Source organism: Paraburkholderia hospita, from assembly GCF_002902965.1.
Lineage (GTDB): Bacteria > Pseudomonadota > Gammaproteobacteria > Burkholderiales > Burkholderiaceae > Paraburkholderia > Paraburkholderia hospita.
In genome coordinates this window covers 571942-590231 of record NZ_CP026106.1, presented here as the reverse complement: position 1 = coordinate 590231, position 18290 = coordinate 571942, and the positions used below count along the sequence as shown (strand labels likewise).

At 62.1% G+C, this 18290-nt stretch carries 16 protein-coding genes and 1 pseudogene; 2 read left to right on the top strand and 15 right to left on the bottom strand.

Going from position 1 to position 18290, the window contains the following annotated elements; genetic code table 11:
- Positions 1–47 precede the first annotated feature (47 nt).
- Genes C2L64_RS21095 through C2L64_RS21045 form a run of 11 tightly spaced genes read right to left on the bottom strand, consistent with a single transcriptional unit; the run spans position 48 to position 11595 of the window.
- Positions 48–668, bottom strand: coding sequence for a cysteine hydrolase family protein (locus tag C2L64_RS21095; RefSeq protein WP_007733435.1), 621 nt, complete (start codon positions 666–668; stop codon positions 48–50).
- 9 nt (positions 669–677) lie between these two features.
- Positions 678–2750 carry a hydantoinase/oxoprolinase family protein gene (locus tag C2L64_RS21090; RefSeq protein ID WP_009771110.1) on the bottom strand — a complete coding sequence of 691 codons (2073 nt, stop codon included), beginning with the start codon at positions 2748–2750 and terminating at the stop codon, positions 678–680.
- Positions 2747–4417: a hydantoinase B/oxoprolinase family protein gene (locus C2L64_RS21085; protein WP_007733437.1), complete on the bottom strand. Its 1671-nt coding sequence runs from the start codon at positions 4415–4417 to the stop codon at positions 2747–2749. Before C2L64_RS21085 ends, C2L64_RS21090 begins: the two co-directional genes overlap by 4 nt.
- Positions 4411–4956: a LeuD/DmdB family oxidoreductase small subunit gene (locus C2L64_RS21080; RefSeq protein ID WP_009771111.1), complete on the bottom strand. Its 546-nt coding sequence runs from the start codon at positions 4954–4956 to the stop codon at positions 4411–4413. The genes C2L64_RS21085 and C2L64_RS21080 overlap by 7 nt, the downstream gene beginning before the upstream one ends.
- On the bottom strand, positions 4953–6221 hold the full coding sequence (locus C2L64_RS21075) for a 3-isopropylmalate dehydratase large subunit (RefSeq protein WP_009771112.1): 1269 nt from the start codon (positions 6219–6221) through the stop codon (positions 4953–4955). Before C2L64_RS21075 ends, C2L64_RS21080 begins: the two co-directional genes overlap by 4 nt.
- Positions 6222–6224: 3 nt before the next feature.
- Complete coding sequence (locus tag C2L64_RS21070) at positions 6225–6935, bottom strand: ABC transporter ATP-binding protein (RefSeq protein WP_039902854.1); 711 nt, start codon at positions 6933–6935, stop codon at positions 6225–6227.
- Complete coding sequence (locus C2L64_RS21065) at positions 6932–7687, bottom strand: ABC transporter ATP-binding protein (RefSeq protein WP_009771114.1); 756 nt, start codon at positions 7685–7687, stop codon at positions 6932–6934. The genes C2L64_RS21070 and C2L64_RS21065 overlap by 4 nt, the downstream gene beginning before the upstream one ends.
- Positions 7680–8678 carry a branched-chain amino acid ABC transporter permease gene (locus C2L64_RS21060; protein ID WP_009771115.1) on the bottom strand — a complete coding sequence of 333 codons (999 nt, stop codon included), beginning with the start codon at positions 8676–8678 and terminating at the stop codon, positions 7680–7682. The genes C2L64_RS21065 and C2L64_RS21060 overlap by 8 nt, the downstream gene beginning before the upstream one ends.
- A gap of 3 nt (positions 8679–8681) precedes the next feature.
- Complete coding sequence (locus C2L64_RS21055; protein ID WP_009771116.1) at positions 8682–9554, bottom strand: branched-chain amino acid ABC transporter permease; 873 nt, start codon at positions 9552–9554, stop codon at positions 8682–8684.
- Positions 9555–9562: 8 nt separating this feature from the next.
- The gene (locus C2L64_RS21050) at positions 9563–10768 is read right to left on the bottom strand and encodes an ABC transporter substrate-binding protein (protein WP_009771117.1); all 1206 of its coding nucleotides are present in this window, start codon (positions 10766–10768) and stop codon (positions 9563–9565) included.
- 20 nt (positions 10769–10788) lie between these two features.
- Entirely contained in the window at positions 10789–11595 is an 807-nt protein-coding gene (locus C2L64_RS21045) for a GntR family transcriptional regulator (protein WP_007733445.1), read from the bottom strand.
- Positions 11596–12194: 599 nt separating this feature from the next.
- Between C2L64_RS21045 and C2L64_RS21040 the strand changes: the two genes are divergently transcribed.
- A complete protein-coding gene (locus C2L64_RS21040) occupies positions 12195–13385 on the top strand; it encodes a porin (protein WP_009771118.1) in 1191 nt (396 codons plus the stop codon).
- A 168-nt stretch (positions 13386–13553) separates the two neighbouring features.
- Here C2L64_RS21040 and C2L64_RS54530 read toward each other — a convergent pair.
- A pseudogene (locus tag C2L64_RS54530) lies at positions 13554–13676 on the bottom strand (IS5/IS1182 family transposase); the annotation flags it as partial.
- Between the two features lie 860 nt (positions 13677–14536).
- Between C2L64_RS54530 and C2L64_RS21030 the strand changes: the two are divergent.
- Complete coding sequence (locus tag C2L64_RS21030; protein WP_007738031.1) at positions 14537–15433, top strand: LysR family transcriptional regulator; 897 nt, start codon at positions 14537–14539, stop codon at positions 15431–15433.
- Here C2L64_RS21030 and C2L64_RS21025 read toward each other — a convergent pair.
- The 3 genes from C2L64_RS21025 to C2L64_RS21015 are packed head-to-tail and all read right to left on the bottom strand — an operon-like array spanning position 15424 to position 18278.
- Positions 15424–16347, bottom strand: coding sequence for an SMP-30/gluconolactonase/LRE family protein (locus C2L64_RS21025; protein WP_009771120.1), 924 nt, complete (start codon positions 16345–16347; stop codon positions 15424–15426). The genes C2L64_RS21030 and C2L64_RS21025 overlap by 10 nt on opposite strands.
- Positions 16348–16365: 18 nt before the next feature.
- Positions 16366–17391 (bottom strand): ABC transporter substrate-binding protein, encoded by a 1026-nt coding sequence (locus tag C2L64_RS21020; RefSeq protein WP_009771121.1) that lies wholly within the window; start codon positions 17389–17391, stop codon positions 16366–16368.
- A gap of 44 nt (positions 17392–17435) precedes the next feature.
- The gene (locus C2L64_RS21015; protein WP_009771122.1) at positions 17436–18278 is read right to left on the bottom strand and encodes a fumarylacetoacetate hydrolase family protein; all 843 of its coding nucleotides are present in this window, start codon (positions 18276–18278) and stop codon (positions 17436–17438) included.
- Between the last annotated feature and the right edge of the window lie 12 nt (positions 18279–18290).

The window sequence follows — 18290 nt, the reverse complement described above, 5'->3', positions numbered from 1 at the left end:
GGGTGATGCCGCCGCCATCCATGGCGACCAACCAGCCTCTTTTCTGCTCACGCGCCAAGGCGGCTCTGGAAAGCCTCGCACGTCGTCACCTCACCGACCGTGCAAAGATCGGCAAGCGCGGCGTCGTGCGCTGCTTGCGTCGATGCCGCGCAACCGTCGCCCAAAACGAGCACGCGATAGTCCCGCATATGCGCGTCGCGCGCGGTGCTGGCCACGCCGCCGTTGGTGACGATGCCGCAGATCGCCACGACCTCGATGCCCGCGCGACGCAACACCCAGTCGAGCTGCGTGTTGAAGAACGCGGAATACGCGACTTTCCACACCGACACATCGACCAGATCGTCGAGTGCGGCGACGGTCGCGTGACCGTTCGACCCAGCGACAAAGTCACCTCGACGCAGGAACGGGCGCAGTTGCCTGAGATGCGGCGAGATCATCGGCTCACCCTGGGCGTCGGGCCATAACGTGAACTGGCTTGCCGCGACAAATCCGCCTCGTTGCTTGAGCACGCGAGCCACTGGCGCCACGCGCAGCGGCAATGCGCGCGCCGCGTCCGACGCCGCGCCGCCGCGATGATAGGCGCCGCCTTCGCTCACAAAGTCGTTTTGCAGATCGACGATGATGAGCGCGGTCTGTCGCGGATCGAGTTGCGTGCCGGAAGTCATCATGCGTATCTCTCAGGTCGTGCGGCGCGTGATCAGCAGATTACCCAATGGGTCGACTCGACCGCTGAACCCGGGTTCGAGCCAGATCGTGGTATCGGCCTGTTCGAGGATCGCGGGACCGTCCACCGTTGCGCCCACCGGCAAGTCGAGGCGTGCATGGCGCACGGCGTCCCACCACTGGCCGTCATGAAATACCGCTTGCGTGCCGGGCGAGGCCGGCATCGTCGTGGCCTTCGGTGCCAGCACGGCCAGATCGAACTTGGGCCGGACACCGATGCGCGCATAGCGGAGGTTCATGATGCGCACGGGAATGCCGTCCAGCGCGCGCCCGAACGCCGTGCGGTACGCGGCTTCGAACGCGGCGCCAATCGCCGCACGATCGAGCGCGTCGCGCTGCACTTCGACGCGAACCGTATGGCTCTGGCCGACGTACAGCATGTCCAGTTCGACGTTCTCGCGCACCGCTTCGAAGGCGACGCTCGCCGAATCGAGCCGCTGCTGGCACGCGTCGGCCATGCCCGCGACGCGGGCACGCAGATCGTCGACATCGAGTTCGGCCAGCCCCCGGTTCAGCGTCTGCACGCCGTCGTGGCGCATATCGGCAATCACGCAGCCGATCGCCGACGTCACGCCCGGAAAACGCGGCACGATGCCCGTCGTGGTGCCAACTTCGCGCATCATCGCGCACACGTGCAGCGCGCCGCCGCCGCCGAACGGCATGTAGGCAAACTCGCGCGGATCATGGCCCCGCTCGATCGACACCAGGCGAATCGCACCCGCCATCTTCGCGTTCGCCACCGTCAGGATCGCTTCGGCCGCGGCGTACGCATCAAGTCCTAGCGGCGCAGCGACGTGCATGTCGATCGCCTCGCGCGACTTGCCGGCGTCCATCCGTGACAGAAGCCCGCCGCCCAGCGGACGATCGGCTGCTATCCGACCGAGCAGCACGTTGGCATCGGTGACGGTCGGGCGCATGTTGCCGCGTCCGTAGCACGCCGGGCCTGGGACGCTGCCGGCGGACTCGGGGCCGACCTGCAGCAGGCCGCCCGCATCGACCGATGCAATCGAGCCGCCGCCCGCGCCGATCGTCTCGATCTGGATCATCGGCGCGCGCACTACCATGCCGAAATCGATCGAGGTCTGCGCGGACAACGACGCTTCACCGCGCGCAACCAGCGACACATCGAACGATGTGCCGCCCATGTCGCCCGTCACCAGATTCGGGAAGCCCGCGGCACGTCCGATCGCGGCACAGGCGATCACGCCCGCAGCCGGGCCGGACAACGCCGTGCGCACGGGTACATCGCACGCGGTCTGGCGCGACATGATCCCGCCATTGCTTTGCACCACCAGCAATTCGCCGCCGAATCCATGCGCTTTCAGATCGCTCTCGAGACGCGTCAGATAGCTGCCTACGACGGGCTGCAACGACGCGTTCAACGTGGCCGTCGAGCATCGTTCGAACTCGCGGATCTCGGGCAGCACTTCGGTCGCTGCCGTGACGTTCGCGTTGGGCCAGATCGCGCGCACCGCGGCCACTGCGTGCACTTCATTGACGGAATTCGCGTAGGCATTGACGAAGAACACGCACACTGCCTCGCAGCCGCGTTCGAGCAACGCGCGCGCGGCGGCCTCGACCTGGGCGATGTCCACGGCTGTATGCAACGTGCCGTCGGCCAGCACGCGCTCGCTCACTTCGAGTCGCAGATCGCGTGGCACGACCGGCTCGAACGTCCCACGCAAGCCCCAGGTGCGCGGCCGGTCGCGGCGCCGCATTTCGAGCACGTCGCGAAAACCTTCCGTCGTGATGATGCCGGTGCGGGCAACCTTTCGTTCGAGCAACGCATTGGTGCCGACCGTCGTGCCATGCACGACCGTCGCAATCGCACGCGCGCCGCCATGCCCTTCGCCTTCGCCGCCGATGCGTTCGATGCCGTTCATGAAACCGCGCGCTTCTTCGCCCCGTGTCGACGGCACCTTGACCACGCGCGCGGTGCCGGCGGCTTCGTCGAGGACGAACAGGTCGGTGAACGTGCCACCCACGTCGACGCCGACGACCAGAGAACCGTGTGCCGCATCCTTCATGCCTGTCGCTCCTTCATATCCATCGTGACATAACCCATCGCGCGGTCGTGTTCGCGTGCCGCATCCGATCGTTCCGACGGCGCGCCATAGCCGCCCCCGCCGGGCGTTTCCAGCCGCACGCGTTCGCCGCGCTTCAGGCGGATGCCGAGCATCTTCGACGCCATCGGCGGCGTGTGCCATTCGCCATCCTGCTGATAGCGGAACACGTTGCGCACCGACGCCGCGCCGCCCGCGATGCCTTGCGGCGCGGAGCGTCCGCGCTCGCCGAAGATGAACGCTTCCGCTTCGTCTTCGAGCAGTTCGATTTCATAGATCGCGCCCAGCCCGCCACGATAGGTGCCATCGCCGCCCGAATCGGGACGTAACGCCCATTGCGTAAAGCGCACCGGATAGGCGGCCTCCAGAATTTCCAGCGGCGGGATCGTCGCGGTCGAAATCGGCGCATTGCCGTGGCTCAGGCCGTCGCCTTGCGAATGTCCGCCGTGACCGCCGCCAAAGAAACTGAACATCACCCAGCGCTGACCTTTGCGTGCGCCGCTGCTGCGATGACCGGCTATCGACAGCGCGTTGATCGTGCCGTAAGCCTGCGCCATCGCGAGTTCCGGCGCGGCCTGGGCCATCGCACAAAAAATCACGTCGATCATGCGCAGGATCGTTTCCGTATAGCCGCCGACCGGACGCGGCCGGTCGGCTGAGATCACGAGCCCATCCGGCAATACGAACGACACGGCGTCGAGCACGCCCGCATTCGCGGGCACGTCCGGGAACAGATGCTTGAGCGCGACATAGCAGGCGGCGATCGCCGTGGCCCGCGAGATGTTCACAGGTCCGGCGCAAGCCGGCGACGTGCCGGTGAAATCGAGTGTCAGCGTGTCGCCGGCAACGCGCATGCATAAGGCGATCTTCAGCGGCTCGTCGCGCACGCCGTCGTTATCCAGCATGTCGTCGAACGTATAGTCGCCGTCGGGCAGCGCTGCCACGTGCGAGCGCATCAGCCTGACAGCCCGTTCGCGCAACAGCGCGAGCGATTCAAGCACGACGTTGTCGCCGTAGTCGCCGAGCAGATCGTTCAGGCGGCGCGCGCCGAGTTCAAGCGCGGCAAGCTGGCCGTTCAGGTCGCCCCACAGGCTATCGGGCAAGCGGGTGTTCGCTTTGAGAATGGCGAGCACGTCGGCATCGAGTTCGCCGCGCCGCACGATCCGCACGGGCGGAATCTGCACGGCTTCCTGCCAGCACTCCGTAGCGGCCGGGTTGTAATTGCCGGGCACCGCGCCGCCGACGTCGTGCCAGTGAGCCGCTGACGCAAGGAAGCAGAACAGCTTGCCGTCGCGAAACACGGGACGCACCAGCTTGAAGTCGTTCGCGTGCGTGCCGCCTTCGTACGGATCGTTGAAGAGCCAGACGTCGCCGTCGATCATGCCGCCGCGCTCGCCTGCCACGCGGATTGCCGCCTTCACCGCGAACGCCATCGCGCCGACGAACACCGGCAGGCCCGACTTGCCCTGCACCAGCGTCGCGCCCGAAACGGCGTCGTAGATACCGTGGCAGGCGTCGTGTGCTTCCGCGATGATCGGATTGAAGGCGCTGCGGTACAGGGTCGCGTCCATTTCATCGGCGATCTGTTCCAGCCGGCCCTTGAGGACCGCCAGCGTGACCGGGTCTAGCATGAGATGACTCCGTTGGGTGTGGGGTAGCGCTGCTTGAGCAAATTGAGCAGACCGCCTGCGTCGACCATGTCGAGCAGAAATGCAGGGACGGGATCGCACGGCAGCTCGCGCCCATCGGCCAGCAGGATGCCGCCGCCGTGGGGGTCGATCGCGATGCGCTCGCCCTCTCCGATCGTTTCGGCGTCGGCGCACGTCAGCAGCAACAGGCCGACGTTGAATGCGTTGCGAAAGTACAGGCCATTGAACGCTGGTGCGATCACTGCCCGCACGCCCAGGCGTACCAGCGCAGCGGCAGCCTGTTCGCGCGATGAGCCGATGCCGAAGTTCGGCCCGGCCACGAGCACGTCGCCCGTCTGGACGCCCGCTGCAAAATCGGGGCGCTCGTTTTGCAAGCAATGGCGGGCGATTTCGTCGATGCCGAATTTCATATACGCGCCGGGTGCGAGCGAATCGGTATTGATATCCCCACCGACCCGCCATACGCGATGCATATCGGAAGTCCACCCGGTTTCGGCGAACGCCGTGCGGCAAGCGGTCATGCGAGCACCTCGCGAGGATCGGTAATGCGTCCACGTAACGCAGACGCCGCAACCGTATAGGGCGAACCCAGATAGACCTGCGCCGTCTCGGCGCCCATACGGCCTTTGAAGTTGCGCGCGGTGCTCGACACAACCGTGCTGCCTTCGGGAATCGAGCCGCCATAACCGGCACACGCGCCGCATGTCGTGGCGAGCACTTGCGCGCCAGCTGCTTCTAGCACATCCATCACGCCTTCGCTTGCCGCTTGCGACTGGTCGCGGATACTGGCCGGTGCCACGACGAGTTGCACGCCCTCGGCCACCCGGCGCCCGCGCAATATTCTGGCCGCCGCGCGCAAGTCCTCGAGTTTCGCGCCAGTGCACGCGCCGATATAGGCGACCTGCACGGCGACATCGCCGAACGCGCCGACATCGCGCGTATTCGCCGGGCTGTGCGGCGCGGCCACTTGCGGCGCGAGTTGCGCGGCGTCGAAGTCGTGCGTCTCGACGCGGGCTTGCGGATCGCTTTGCCAGCGAGCGACATCGATCTCATCTTGCACGCCCGCGGCGCGAAGATAGTCGACCGTAATCGCGTCCGGCGCAATCAGGCCGACCTGCGACCCCAGTTCCGCGCTCATGTTCGACAGCGTCATGCGTTCCTGCATCGACAGCGCGTTGATGGCTTCGCCGCAGAATTCGACGGCCTGATAGCGGCCGCCGTTCATGCCGAAGCGGCCGATCATATGCAGCATCATGTCTTTCGCCGTCACGCCGCATGAAAGGCGATGACGCCAGTTCATCTGCAAGGTCTCCGGCACCTTGACCCAGATCTGCCCGGATACTGCGACGCCGAGCATCTCCGTGCTGCCGATGCCGAACATGTATGCGCCGAACGCGCCGCCTGTCGGCGAATGCGAGTCGCCGCCCACGCAGAACATGCCCGGTCGCAGGTGGCCACGTTCCGGCAACACCACATGGCAGATGCCGACACTGTCGTAGACGTTCGGCAACTGCTGTGCGCTTGCCCATTGACGCGCGATGCGCACGATCCGGCGCGATTCGTCGTCGGCCTCCGGCACATAGTGGTCGATCACGAGCACGACTTTCGACTTGTCCCACAACGATGCGCCGAGCTGTTCGAGCATCGGCTGCAACCGGCGCGGACCGCTCGAGTCATGGAACATCGCGAGATCGACGTTGCACGTGACGATTTCTCCAACTTCGACTTCGGGCCGCCCGCAGGCCGCCGCAATCAGCTTTTGCGCAAGCGTTTGTGCTGCTGCCATCGACTACATCCCCAAATAGGCGCGACGCAATTCGTCGCTGGCCATCAACTCCGCGCATGTGCCGGAGTAACGGACCAGCCCGTTCTCCAGCACATAGCCACGCTGTCCGGTTTCGAGCGACTGGCCGACATTCTGTTCGACCAGCAGAATCGCGAGTCCCTCGTTCTGCAGCCGCGCAATGAGCGCGAACATTTCTTCGACCATCAACGGCGACAAACCCAGCGACGGCTCGTCCAGAATCAGCAAACGCGGCTCGGCCATCAAGCCGCGGCCGATCGCGAGCATCTGCTGCTCGCCGCCCGACATCGTGCCCGCCGGCTGATCGATCCGTTCGCCAAGACGCGGGAATATCTCCAGCATCCGCGCGAGGTTGCGGCTCCGATTCGGCTTGCCGCGCGTAAATGCGCCAAGCTCGAGGTTTTCGCGCACACTCAGGTTCGGGAAAATTCGCCGGCCTTCCGGCACCTGGATCAGGCCGGCTCCGACGACGGCGCGGTAGTGTCGCCCGGTCAGGTCGTGACCGTCGAACCGCACGGCGCCCTGCCACGCAGGATTAATGCCGCACACGGTGTTGTTCAGCGTGGTTTTGCCGACACCGTTACTGCCGAGCAGCACGACAATCTCGCCTTCGTCGACACGCATATCCACGCCGCGCAGCACTTCGGTGCGCCCATAGCCTGTGCGAAGCCCGCTCACTTCGAGCAATGCGCTCACCGACGTTCTCCTTCACGCGCCAGCCGTTGGGCCGTGCCGTGACCGAGATACGCTTCGATCACGGACGGATCCGATGTCACTTCACGCGGCGTGCCGCCCGCGATCAACCGGCCTTGCGCCAGCACCCATACGTGTTCGGCCAGGCTCATCACCGCGCGCATCACGTGCTCGATCATCAGCACCGTGACGCCGCTGTCGACCAGGCCACGAATGACGGGAATCATCTCGTCGATCTCGCTTGGATTCAGTCCGGCGAGCACTTCGTCGAGCAACAGCAAACGAGGCTTCGTCGCAAGCGCACGCGCCAGTTCGAGACGCTTGCGGCCGCTCACGGTCAGATCTGCTGCTGGTTTATCGAGGTTGTCATGCAGATTCACCCGCTCCGCGACCTCCTCTGCGGCCGCCAGCGCGGCCCGCCGCCCAGGCTGATGCAGGTGTGCGCCAACCGCAATGTTCTCGCGCACAGTCTGTGCGCCGAACGGCTGCACGATCTGGAACGTCCGCGTCAAGCCAAGCCTTGCCGACTGATGCGGCGCCATCCCCGTAATGTCGCGCCCCAGATACTGGACGCGCCCGGCTCCGGGCCGAAGAAACCCCGACAGCAACGCAAACAGCGTCGTCTTGCCGGCACCGTTCGGACCGACGAGTGCCGTCAGCGTGTTGGGCATGACATCGAGACTGACGTCCTGCACCGCCTTCAGGCCGCCGAACGTGATGGACAGGCCACGGGCCTGCAAAAGCGCATCAGACACGGGCTTCCTCCTTGCGCTCGCTAGTGCGATTCGGTTTCGCCGGCCGGCCCATCATGCGACGCACCGACATGCCCGCACCCGTCAGGCCGCGCGGCAAAAACATGACGATCACGACCAGCACCACGCCATAGATCACCATGCTGATACCCGGCAATTCGCCGAACAGGTTGCGGGTCGATTCACCGAGGACATAAAGGAGTGCCGCGCCCAGTACCGGTCCCCACAACGTGCCGACTCCGCCGACAATCACGCCCACCAGCGCTTCGATCGAGATCGACGGGCCGAACGCGATACCTGCATCGATGTACTGGAACATCTGCACATAGCACGCGCCCGCCGCACCCATGAACGCAGCCGATAACGCGATCGCGCCCAGCTTCACGCGCACCGGATCGACGCCGATCGCCCGTGCGGCGCTTTCGTTGTCCCGCACTGCTTGCAGGTATGCGCCGAAACGCGAATGACGCAACCATGCGGTGACCAGCAACGCAGCAATCACGAATGACAGCAGCAAATACACATAGCCGCGCCTGGACCCAAATTGCAGGTTCGCCGCGCTCGCATGCAGCGGCACCATCAGACCCACGCCGCCGCCCGTAAACGACACCGACACCGCGAGAATGCGCGCCACTTCGGCAAAGGCCAGCGTCACCAGCGCGAAGTAGGAACCCTTTAATCCGCCGCGAAACGCTAGCGCACCCACCACCAGCCCGGCAAACGCGCCGAATGCGATTGCAACCGGCAACGCGAGCCACGGATTCCAGCCCCAGCTCAATTGCGCAATGGCCTGCGTGTATGCGCCGACGCCGAAGAACAATGCATGTCCAAACGACAATTGCCCGCCATAGCCGCCGAGAATGTTCCATGATTGCGATAGCAACACCGCATATAGCGACATCATCAGAAACGTGAGCAGCACGCCAGACTGCAACACGCTGGCGGCCACGGCCAACAGCACACCGAAGATCAGGATCGAACGAACATCACGCATCGGTTAGGCCCTCGCGCCGAAAAGCCCTTGAGGGCGTACCAGCAGCACAACAATGAAGATCGCGAAGATGCCCATCTGGCCGAGCGAATCACCGAACCACAAACCCCCTAGCGATTCAACCACGCCGATGAGCAGGCCACCGACCAATGCGCCCGCAAAGCTGCCCATGCCACCCAGCACGACGATCGTGAAGGCGATCAGCACAAAGCCGCTTCCGACCTGAGGATTGACGTAGTACGTCGGCAACAGGAAACAGGCCGCCGCGCCGACACACGCCATGCCGATGCCGAAGGACAGCGCATAGACCTTGTCGACATCGATACCCATCAGCTTCGCGCCGTGCTTCTCGCGAGAAACGGCGCGTATCGCGCGGCCCAGATCGGTCATGCGGATAATCAGGAATAACACCCCGGCAACCACCAGCGCACCGAAAAACGCGATTACCTTGGGTAGCGCAATCATGGCTGGGCCGATTTCGATCGTCGACAGCGTATAAGCGGTTTCGATGTTGCGCGTGTCGGAATGGAACCATACGAGGGCGAGGTTTTCGAGCACGATGGACAGGCCGAGGGTAACCAGCAGAATGTTCTCGTCCTTGCCGTGGCTCGCGCGGTTGATCACGAAGCGCTGCAACAGGTAGCCAAACGCGAACATCCCGAGCATCACGATGGGCAAGGCCATGTACGGGTCGATGCCCAGTCGCTCCTTCAGCAGGAAGACCGCATACAGCGCGATCATCAACGCCGCGCCGTGCGCGAAGTTGATGATATGCAGCACGCCGTAAATCAGCGTGAGGCCGAGCGCGATGAGTGCATACACCGCACCCGTCGTCAGTCCGTTGAGCAGCGCCGACAAAAGGATGACTGGATCGAACATGCGCGGCCTCAGCTCTTCAGCGGAAATTGCGGCGCGACTTCGCGGTAGGCGGGCGGCAGCACGACCTTGATGTCGCCGCCGAGCACCTGAGTCAGCAGCGGCTGCGCCCCCGTGTTCTGACCGTTGACGAAATGCGTCGGCCCATACGGCATCATGTGATCTTTAAACGCGCTCGATGCAAGCGCCGCATTGATTGCCGCGCGATCGGCCGATTTGGCGCGCTCGAGCGCATCGGCAAGCAGCATCGTCGCCGTGTACGTCATGAACACTTCGTACGAGAAATACGCCCCCTTTGCCTCGACCCGCTTGCGCAACGGCTCAACTCGCGCATCCTTCGGATTGAACCAGTGGTTGCAATCGATGATGCCGTCGGCAATATCGGGAAACTCCTTCAGAAACTTGTAGCTCGACGCCGCGCCGCCCAGCACCGAATAGATTGCTTTCGGACGAACCTTCTGCTGCTTCATCGCTCGCAGCAGCAGAGCGTACTCGTTGTAATAGTTTGCCGGGATCACGATATCCGGATTGACCGCGCGCATGCGCAACACGATATTGTTGAAGTCGCGTGTCGGATTCGGATGCTTGATGACTTCCTTGATCTCGAAGCCGTACTTAGGAAGCTCGCTGCTGAGCAACGCGGCGGTACCCGTCCCGAATAACGACTCTTCGTGCACGATCATTACCGTTTTGGCCGGCTTGCCGGCGTCGGTATTCAGTGCGTTGAGGTTCTCCACCGCGCGTGCACTGCACATCCGGTAACCGGGGCCGAAGCGAAATGTGTTGGTCAAGCCGCGTTCAACAATCTGATCCGCCACGCCCACATCGACGACATGCGGCAAACCGTATTTCGCAGCGGTTTGCGTCGTCGCGAGACAGATTGCCGATGCATATGCGCCGACAATCGCCGAGACACCTGCCTCGTTCATCTTCTCGACTTCGGCCGCACCGGCCTCGGGACGCGACTGCGCGTCGCCCAGCACCGGCTCGATCAGCGAACCGCCCTGCGACTTGATTCCGCCTGCGTTGTTGATGTCTTCAATAGCCAGCAGTGCACCGAGACGACATTGCTGCCCCGAATAAGCCAACGCTCCCGTGACAGGATGCAGCACGCCGACCTTGATGCTCTTGCCGTTCGCCGCGCGAGCGACCCAAGGTGCGGCAACCAGTGCTGCTGCGGCGGTGGACTGGCGCAGAAATGTGCGACGCGAACTCATGCGATCTCCGTTGGATAGCGTTAGTTGAATGTGGCGGACAGTTCTTCGCTGACCCAGACCTTGGCGTCGATGTCGCCGATTCGCGAGAGCTGTAGTTGATATTGATAACGGTCAGGCCTGTAAAGGCCTTGCAACAGTTGTACGGGTCGCTCGTCGGTGTCACGCACCAAACGGGTGACCGCGAGCAGCGCCGAACCGACAGCTACGTCCAGATGGCGCGCCACCACGGCATCGGCAAGGCGCGCGGAAATGGTTTGTGTCGCACCGCCAAGTTGCACGCCCGCTTCCTCGAGCAGCATCAGCAAGGGCTTGCGCTTGAGGTCGCGGCTTTTGATTTCCGCCACTGCTTTCGGCACGTGCGTTGTGATGAACGACACAGGCCCCGCCGACGTGCTACGCACCCGCACGCTTTTATAGACGGCATCGCCCACAGCCAGGTGCAGCGCTTCGGCGACGGCCTCCGAGGCGAGTACCACCGTACTGTCGAGCACTTCGACCGTGGTCCGCAGGCCCATATTCACGATGTTTTCAAGCAGACCGGTCAGATGCGCTTTCTGGCGCGAAACCGGCGCAGCTTTCGAATCACCCTGCTTTTTTCCTAAGTCAACGCGCAGTGGCCATGTGCCTACGCCCGGTCGCCGTGTTACCAGCCCGTCCGCGACGAGCATCTCCATTGCTTTGCGTATCGTGATACGCGCGACCGAAAACTGTTCGGCGAGAAGATGTTCGCCAGGCATGCCTTCGTCGTCGAAGCGGCCTTCCTGAAGTTGCTCGCGCAAGACCAGGTAGATCTGGTGGTATTTCGGCAGTGGCAGCGTCGTTTCCATAGAGGTCACTCTAGAAGTGTCGTAATGTCAGGTCAATAGAACAAACTGGAAAATAAAGATTGTTCTACTTCGTATGCGCCTATGAAGGCCAAACTCCTCGCAAGAGGTTCGCAAGCTTTCCTTCCGTCGTCGGATCTTCTCCGGGGCGAATCAAAAACATGCACGCAACGGGTCGCATAGCCGGCACCGCATAACCAATGGAACAAGCACCGTACGAGCTTGTTCCATCGGGAAAACACCCAAAAATCCGTGCATCGCAGACGACTCAACATTCTGCACGGCAATAGGACATTTTGCGCATCAAATGTTCTATTGACAAGACAAAATAGGCTGCTTAATTTTCGTCGCAAATGAAATCCGCTGCGGTTCTGATTAGCTACCCGTCGATTGTGACGAGCGCCAGTAGAGCGACCCGAGTGCGCTTGCATGCGCTCCTTGTCGCCACGCGCTGTAGACGATCGAGCCGATATTTCATCGATTTTCTTTGTTTAGGATGCCTGCTTTGCAATTAGCCTCGCGGCCGGTGAATCATGACCGTGAAAAATGCCCTTGGCTTCGCACTAAGGGACCCGACGTCAACGAACAATTCTGGAAACAGGATGAAAAAATCAATTTGCATCGCCGGATTCATCGGAGTACTTGGAACATATTGCGCTGTCGCACAGGCGCAGAGCAGTGTCACCCTTTACGGCATTGTCGATGAAGGCCTGACGTTCAATAACAACTCGCATGGCGCGCGCCAGTACAGCCTCGTCAGCGGTGAAATCCAGGCAAGCCGGTGGGGTTTGAAAGGCGTCGAAGACCTTGGCGGCGGCACGAAGGCGCTATTTGTCCTCGAAGGCGGCATGGATCTCAGCAGCGGGAAGCTTGGTCAAGGCGGGCTTCTCTTCGGGCGCCAGCTGTACGTCGGCCTGGGCACACGGTATGGCACGGTGACACTTGGACGACAGTATGATTCCGTGGTCGACTACGTCGGCCTGTTCGAAGTCGGCGATCAATGGGGCGGATTCTATACCGCACATCCTGGCGACCTCGACAATATCAACAACTCGAACCGGGTCAACAATGCGATCAAGTACACGAGCAACAACTATGGCGGCTTTACGTTCGGTGGCGTGTATAGCCTCGGCGGCGTAGCTGGCCATCTCAGCCAGAACCAGATCTGGTCGCTTGGCGGCTCTTACTACAACGGCCCGCTCGGACTCGGTGTCGGCTACCTGAACATCCGGAATCCGAATACCTCGTTCTACGGCACCAGCGCACTCGCGAATACAACGGGGTCCGCACCGCTCGCGTCACTCAATAACATCGCGTCGCCAGTGTTCTCCGGCTTCGCCGATGCACGCACCCAGGAAGTGTATGCGGCGGGCGGCGCGTACACCTATGGCGCAGCCACGTTTGGCGGAACCTATTCGAATACGCGCTTCGACGATCTCAACGGCGGCGGATCAGGTCCGAATCCATTCGGCAACCGCGGCACCGCCGTGTTCAACAACGTCGAAGCCAACTTCAAGTATCAGATAACGCCTGCATTCCTCGTCGGCGTGGCCTATGACTACACGAAAGGCAGTTCGGTAAGCGGCAGGGACGGCGCGACCTATCATCAGGCGCAGGCAGGCGCGGACTACTTCCTGTCGAAGCGCACGGATGTGTACTTCGTCGGGATCTATCAGAAAGCATCCGGTACGGATTCGACCGGCAGCAGCGCGGTTGCTGCAATCAACGGCGTCACGCCGTCGAACGACAACCATCAGGTTGTGCTGCGGGTGGGGATGCGTCACAAGTTCTGATGTGAAGCGGCGACGTATGTCGCCGCACTGAGGAACACTAAACTGATTATGGGCGTGATTCCGTCTGGCAGATGGCGATTGGCTATCCGTCTGAGCGGTTCGCCTGTTATCCACCGGAGCAATTGCATCTCGACACGTGCTCCGGCGAAAGCATACGACACGCAACGTCGCGACGTGCCACTCGACCGCATCCGTCTCGCCCCGCTTCTCGATGTCTACATAGCCCGCATCGGCAAAGGCAATCTGCTCCTTGCCGTGTAACAGATCATGTGGCACCGCGATGTCGTGAACTGGCTTCTTCTCCACATATGATTGTGGCGTCAAAGGTGGACGTCCGGTCATGAGCAAGGCTGTGCGTATCCTCTTGCTACTCCACTCTCGAGCCAAGTCCGTCGAGCGATTGAACAGCGGTAATCTGGCGCCGTCCGACGCGGACGCCGAAACTGCGCTTTCGCTACTGAGCCTGATATACAGAGAGCCGAGATGGGCTCGCTGACACGTGCGTACTTCCTCTCTGACCGAAGTGTCACGACCCTGCGTCGGCAATAACCCGCGCCGCTTTCGAGGATCGCCGTTAGTCCCTTTGCAACTGTGACCGTTTGAAAAGCAGGGGACACATTCAATACGTCTGGCTGCCGCTGCATGAAAGCACTCGCAGATCGGAAGGTCACTGACACGTTCTCCGACCTCTGCTCATCTACCGTTGGCATTTCAACCGGCTAAAGCGCTGAGCACATGCGGACCATCAGTACCGTCTGCCCGACGACGGGCAATTCGGGCGAATTCTGCAGCCAACCCACGGCGTTGCGCTCATCACGAGGTTTGAACCCTACTGCCGGCGACGATCCTTGCCCGTCTTTCGGATGGACGGCCACGCTACCGCGCTGTCATGCCCCGTGCCGGCACTCACCGCCGCCTATGTCGTATCGGAACCGCTGTAGCTCATCATCTGGCCAGGAATCCGTATGCCGCTGGCAGACGTAGCTCCCCTCGCCCGTCCCGCTCGGCCCACGCAAATAGACGCTGGCGGCGTAGAGGCGCGTATAGGGCGAGCGGCTTAAATTTTTGCACTCGCGACCGCCCCCGTGCATACTCTCTTTCCGCCACGAGAAAGTACGGCGCGGCGAGAAGACCGCGCTTCCGGAGACTCAATGCGTTTCGATTTCCAGTCGCTGAAACTGTTCGTTGCCGTCTGCGAGCACGGCAGTATTGCCCGCGCGGCGGAAGCTGAAAACATCGCGCCTTCGGCGCTCAGCAAGCGAATGTCTCATCTTGAGGACACCCTCAAGACCGCCCTCTTTGTGCGAAGCAACAAAGGACTCGAACTGACGATCGCCGCTACCGCCCTCTTGCAGCACGCCCGCGTGCTGCTGCGCGATGTCAAACAAATGGAAAGTGAACTGCTCGACCACGCCGAAGGCGTGCGCGGACAGATCCGGCTACATGCGAGCCTCTCGACCATCGTCCAGTACATTGCCAACGACATTCGCGACTTCCTGGCACTGCACCCGGGACTACGCATCGACCTGCAGGAAAGTTTGAGCCCGGCCGTGGTCCGCGCAGTCGCGGAGAACACAGCCGACATTGGCGTGTTCGGCGGCACGACAGTGACTGCCGGCCTGCAGGTATTTCCCTATCACAGTGACCGGCTGGTGGTGATCATGCCGCCTGATCACCCACTCAGCCGTGCGGACAAAGTGAAATTTCGCGAGATGGCCGAGTACCCACTGGTGGGACCACAAGCTGGCAGCTATCTGAATTCGCTGGTCTTGCGCGCGGCAGCAGACCTGGACCACCCGCTCAAGCTGTCGATCCGGGTAAATGGCTTTGAGCCCGTACGCAGCATGGTCGAAGCGCGGCTTGGCATAGGGCTGGTACCTGAACATCATGCCCACCGCTACGTGAGTTCGGGGCCACTGGTCGCCGTGCAGCTTGACGAAGTCTGGGCCGAACGACACTGGAAGATCTGTGTGCGCGAGGCCGAGACGCTCCCCGCACCCGTTCAACTCTTTCTCAAGCACCTGCTTGCACGTAGCAGTCAGGAATAAGCCAGTCTCAATCCCGCTTGCGGCCAGGCTAAGGTCCCCAGGCGCCCCGTGCCTGAGAGCGTAAGGTAAGCAGTCTTCATGTCGGCACCACCAAAACAGATGTTGGTCACCATGCCATCTGGTACCGTCACCTGGCGCAGTACCTCACCAGAGGGCGCAACCACCGTGATGCAACCCGTGACCAGCGTGGCTACGCAGATATTTCCCTCTGCGTCCACGGCCAGGCTATCAAAGCGTTGGTAGCCCGGTAGCCCGCAAATCAGGCGACCGCCGTGCGGGGACGGATAAGGATGCTTGCGCGCCCGGCCTGGCACCTCAAGATCGAATGCCCATAAGCGCGCGGTCTCGGTCTCCGCCACATACACAACACTATCGTCTGGCGACAGGCCAACCCCGTTGGCCGTCGTGAGCGGATAGGCTACTTCAACGATCATTGATCCGTCGGCTCGCCCGTAATAGAGACCTGCATGATCACGCTCGCGCAACCGGTTCTTGCCGAAGTCGGTGAAGTAGAAGCCGCCGTCGTGGTCAAAGACGATGTCGTTGGGACCGCATAGCGGGTATTCACCACAGTGGTCGTACAAAGCCTTCAGGTCCCCCGTGTGTGGGTCGAAACGCTCGATGCGCCCGCTGGTATAAAGCGGGTGCACGCCTGGTTTGGTGCGATTCAGACCGGCAACGGTACGGAACAGGAAACCTCCGTTATTGCAGATGTAGAAAGCTCCATCCGGCCCCAAGGCCAACCCGTTGGGCCCGCCACCCACCTCCTTCAATACACTGACCGTGCCGTCCGGCGTCACGCGACTGATGGTCTCGCGCTCGATTTCGACCAGGACGATTGAGCCATCGGCCATCGCCACCGGCCCTTCGGGAAACTTCAACCCTTCCGCCAGGATTTGGACGCAGTTCTCCATTATTGAATTCCTCGCAAGTCAGTGCTTGATGGCATTCTCGACGAAGCGGTTGTCGTACGTGGCTTTCAGGTCGATTGGGGCCTTGCCGATGTCGGGATCGAAGGCGGCGAGCACATCGCGTACGGTGTGCGCGGCGGCGTCCGTCATCAGGCCGTCGCGCGAAATGCAGTTCTGCATGTTGCCGTAGGCTTGGGCGAACACAGCCTTGTCGGCCAGCGCGTATTGCGGCGGCACTGCGGCGGCAACCTGCTCAGGCGTCGCATGCGCCATCCAGCGCTCGGCCTCCAGGATGGCATTCGTCACCGCTTGCACGGTATTCGGATACCTGGCTGCGAATTCCCTGGTGGTGTAGACGGAAGCTTCCGGATAGTCGCCGCCCAGCGTCGCGCGAGTCCCGGCCGGATCACGCATCACAGCCAGAGGAAAAAGGTCACCACTGCCCTGCAGTACGGTTGCGACCGGGTCGTTGCTCATCAATGCATCAATCTGCCCGCTGCGTGCTGCGGCAATCGCACCAGCAGACGAACCAACGCCAATGATTGAGACATCACCCGGTTTGAGGCCGGCCCTGTTTAGCAGATAGTTGACGCCCATGTGGAAGCTGGAACCGGGTGAGCTTACTCCGATGCGTTTTCCCTTGAGGTCCGCATACGTCTTCACCTTGTCGTGGCTGGCGCGGGTCACACCAAATACCCAGCCCGGACACGAGGCCAGGGTCACGAACGACACCAGCTTCTGCCCCTTCGCCGCCATCGTGATCGTGTTGGAATAAGCGCCCGCGACGATATCGGCGCTGCCGCCTAACATCGCCTGCAGAGCCTTCGCGCCGCCGCTGAACACGCCAATCTCGACATCCAGTCCAGCCTGCTTGAAGTATCCCCGACTTTCCGCAATGACGAACGGAAGATAGGGGAAGCCCACGCCTGCAGCCGCAAGGCTGAGCTTCGGTTTCTCTGGCGCAGACGCCGCGCTCGCGCCCGACTGGCTCAGGAAGGCCGCGCAAGCGGCTAGTAATGGCAACAGCAGGCGCCTGACCGTTATCACGATGTTTGTCTCCTTGTTGTCCAGACCCGTTCGGCCGCGAATATCTAACCCTGGAGAACGTTCTGGCGTTGCTGCCCCAAGCCCTCGATGCCAAGCGTCACCACGTCACCCGGTTTCAGGTAGACGGGCGGCTTTTGCCCCAACCCAACACCCGGCGGCGTGCCGGTGGAAATAATGTCGCCCGGCTGCAGCGACATGAACTGCGACAGGTAGGCTACAAGGTAACGCACTCCGTAAATCATGGTGGCCGTATTACCGTTCTGGTAGCGATGGCCATTAACCTCCAGCCACATGGGTAATGCTTGCGGATTATGCACTTCGTCTGAAGTCACTAGCCACGGGCCCGTCGGACCGAAGGTGTCGGCCGACTTGCCCTTGGTCCATTGCCCCTGACGCTCTGCCTGAAACGCGCGCTCAGAAACGTCATTGATCACGCAGTAGCCGGCCACATGATCCATAGCATCGCTCTCGCTCACGTACTTTGCGGTCTTGCCGATGACGACACCCAGTTCGACCTCCCAGTCCGTCTTGAGAGCGTTGCGCGGGATCTCAATGGCATCGTTCGGACCTACGATCGCGCTGGTAGCCTTCATAAAAACGATGGGCTCCGGCGGTATCGCGGCGCCTGTCTCGGCGGCATGGTCGGAGTAGTTCAGCCCGATGCAGATGAATTTTCGCGTACCGCCGACGCACGGGCCCAGGCGTGGATTGCCTCCCACGCGCGGCAGCGAAGTGACGTCGAGCGCTTTCAGGCGGGCCAAACTGTCGGGCAGCAGAACGTCGCCGGAGATGTCGGCCACATGGCCCGACAAGTCCCGCACGTTTCCATCGGTGTCGAGCAGGCCCGGCTTCTCCCCGCCGTGCGGACCGTAGCGTAACAGCTTCATCTTATAAGTTCC

Bases quoted from the DNA above. Each gene is read 5' to 3' on its own strand.
- C2L64_RS21045 (WP_007733445.1), bottom strand. From the start codon at position 11,595: ATGGAAACGACGCTGCCACTGCCGAAATACCACCAGATCTACCTGGTC.
- C2L64_RS21085 (WP_007733437.1), bottom strand. From the start codon at position 4,417: ATGCTAGACCCGGTCACGCTGGCGGTCCTCAAGGGCCGGCTGGAACAG.
- C2L64_RS21055 (WP_009771116.1), bottom strand. From the start codon at position 9,554: ATGTTCGATCCAGTCATCCTTTTGTCGGCGCTGCTCAACGGACTGACG.
- C2L64_RS21015 (WP_009771122.1), bottom strand. From the start codon at position 18,278: ATGAAGCTGTTACGCTACGGTCCGCACGGCGGGGAGAAGCCGGGCCTG.
- C2L64_RS21040 (WP_009771118.1), top strand. From the start codon at position 12,195: ATGAAAAAATCAATTTGCATCGCCGGATTCATCGGAGTACTTGGAACA.
- C2L64_RS21025 (WP_009771120.1), bottom strand. From the start codon at position 16,347: ATGGAGAACTGCGTCCAAATCCTGGCGGAAGGGTTGAAGTTTCCCGAA.
- C2L64_RS21050 (WP_009771117.1), bottom strand. From the start codon at position 10,768: ATGAGTTCGCGTCGCACATTTCTGCGCCAGTCCACCGCCGCAGCAGCA.
- C2L64_RS21095 (WP_007733435.1), bottom strand. From the start codon at position 668: ATGATGACTTCCGGCACGCAACTCGATCCGCGACAGACCGCGCTCATC.
- C2L64_RS21030 (WP_007738031.1), top strand. From the start codon at position 14,537: ATGCGTTTCGATTTCCAGTCGCTGAAACTGTTCGTTGCCGTCTGCGAG.
- C2L64_RS21080 (WP_009771111.1), bottom strand. From the start codon at position 4,956: ATGACCGCTTGCCGCACGGCGTTCGCCGAAACCGGGTGGACTTCCGAT.
- C2L64_RS21090 (WP_009771110.1), bottom strand. From the start codon at position 2,750: ATGAAGGATGCGGCACACGGTTCTCTGGTCGTCGGCGTCGACGTGGGT.
- C2L64_RS21060 (WP_009771115.1), bottom strand. From the start codon at position 8,678: ATGCGTGATGTTCGTTCGATCCTGATCTTCGGTGTGCTGTTGGCCGTG.
- C2L64_RS21075 (WP_009771112.1), bottom strand. From the start codon at position 6,221: ATGGCAGCAGCACAAACGCTTGCGCAAAAGCTGATTGCGGCGGCCTGC.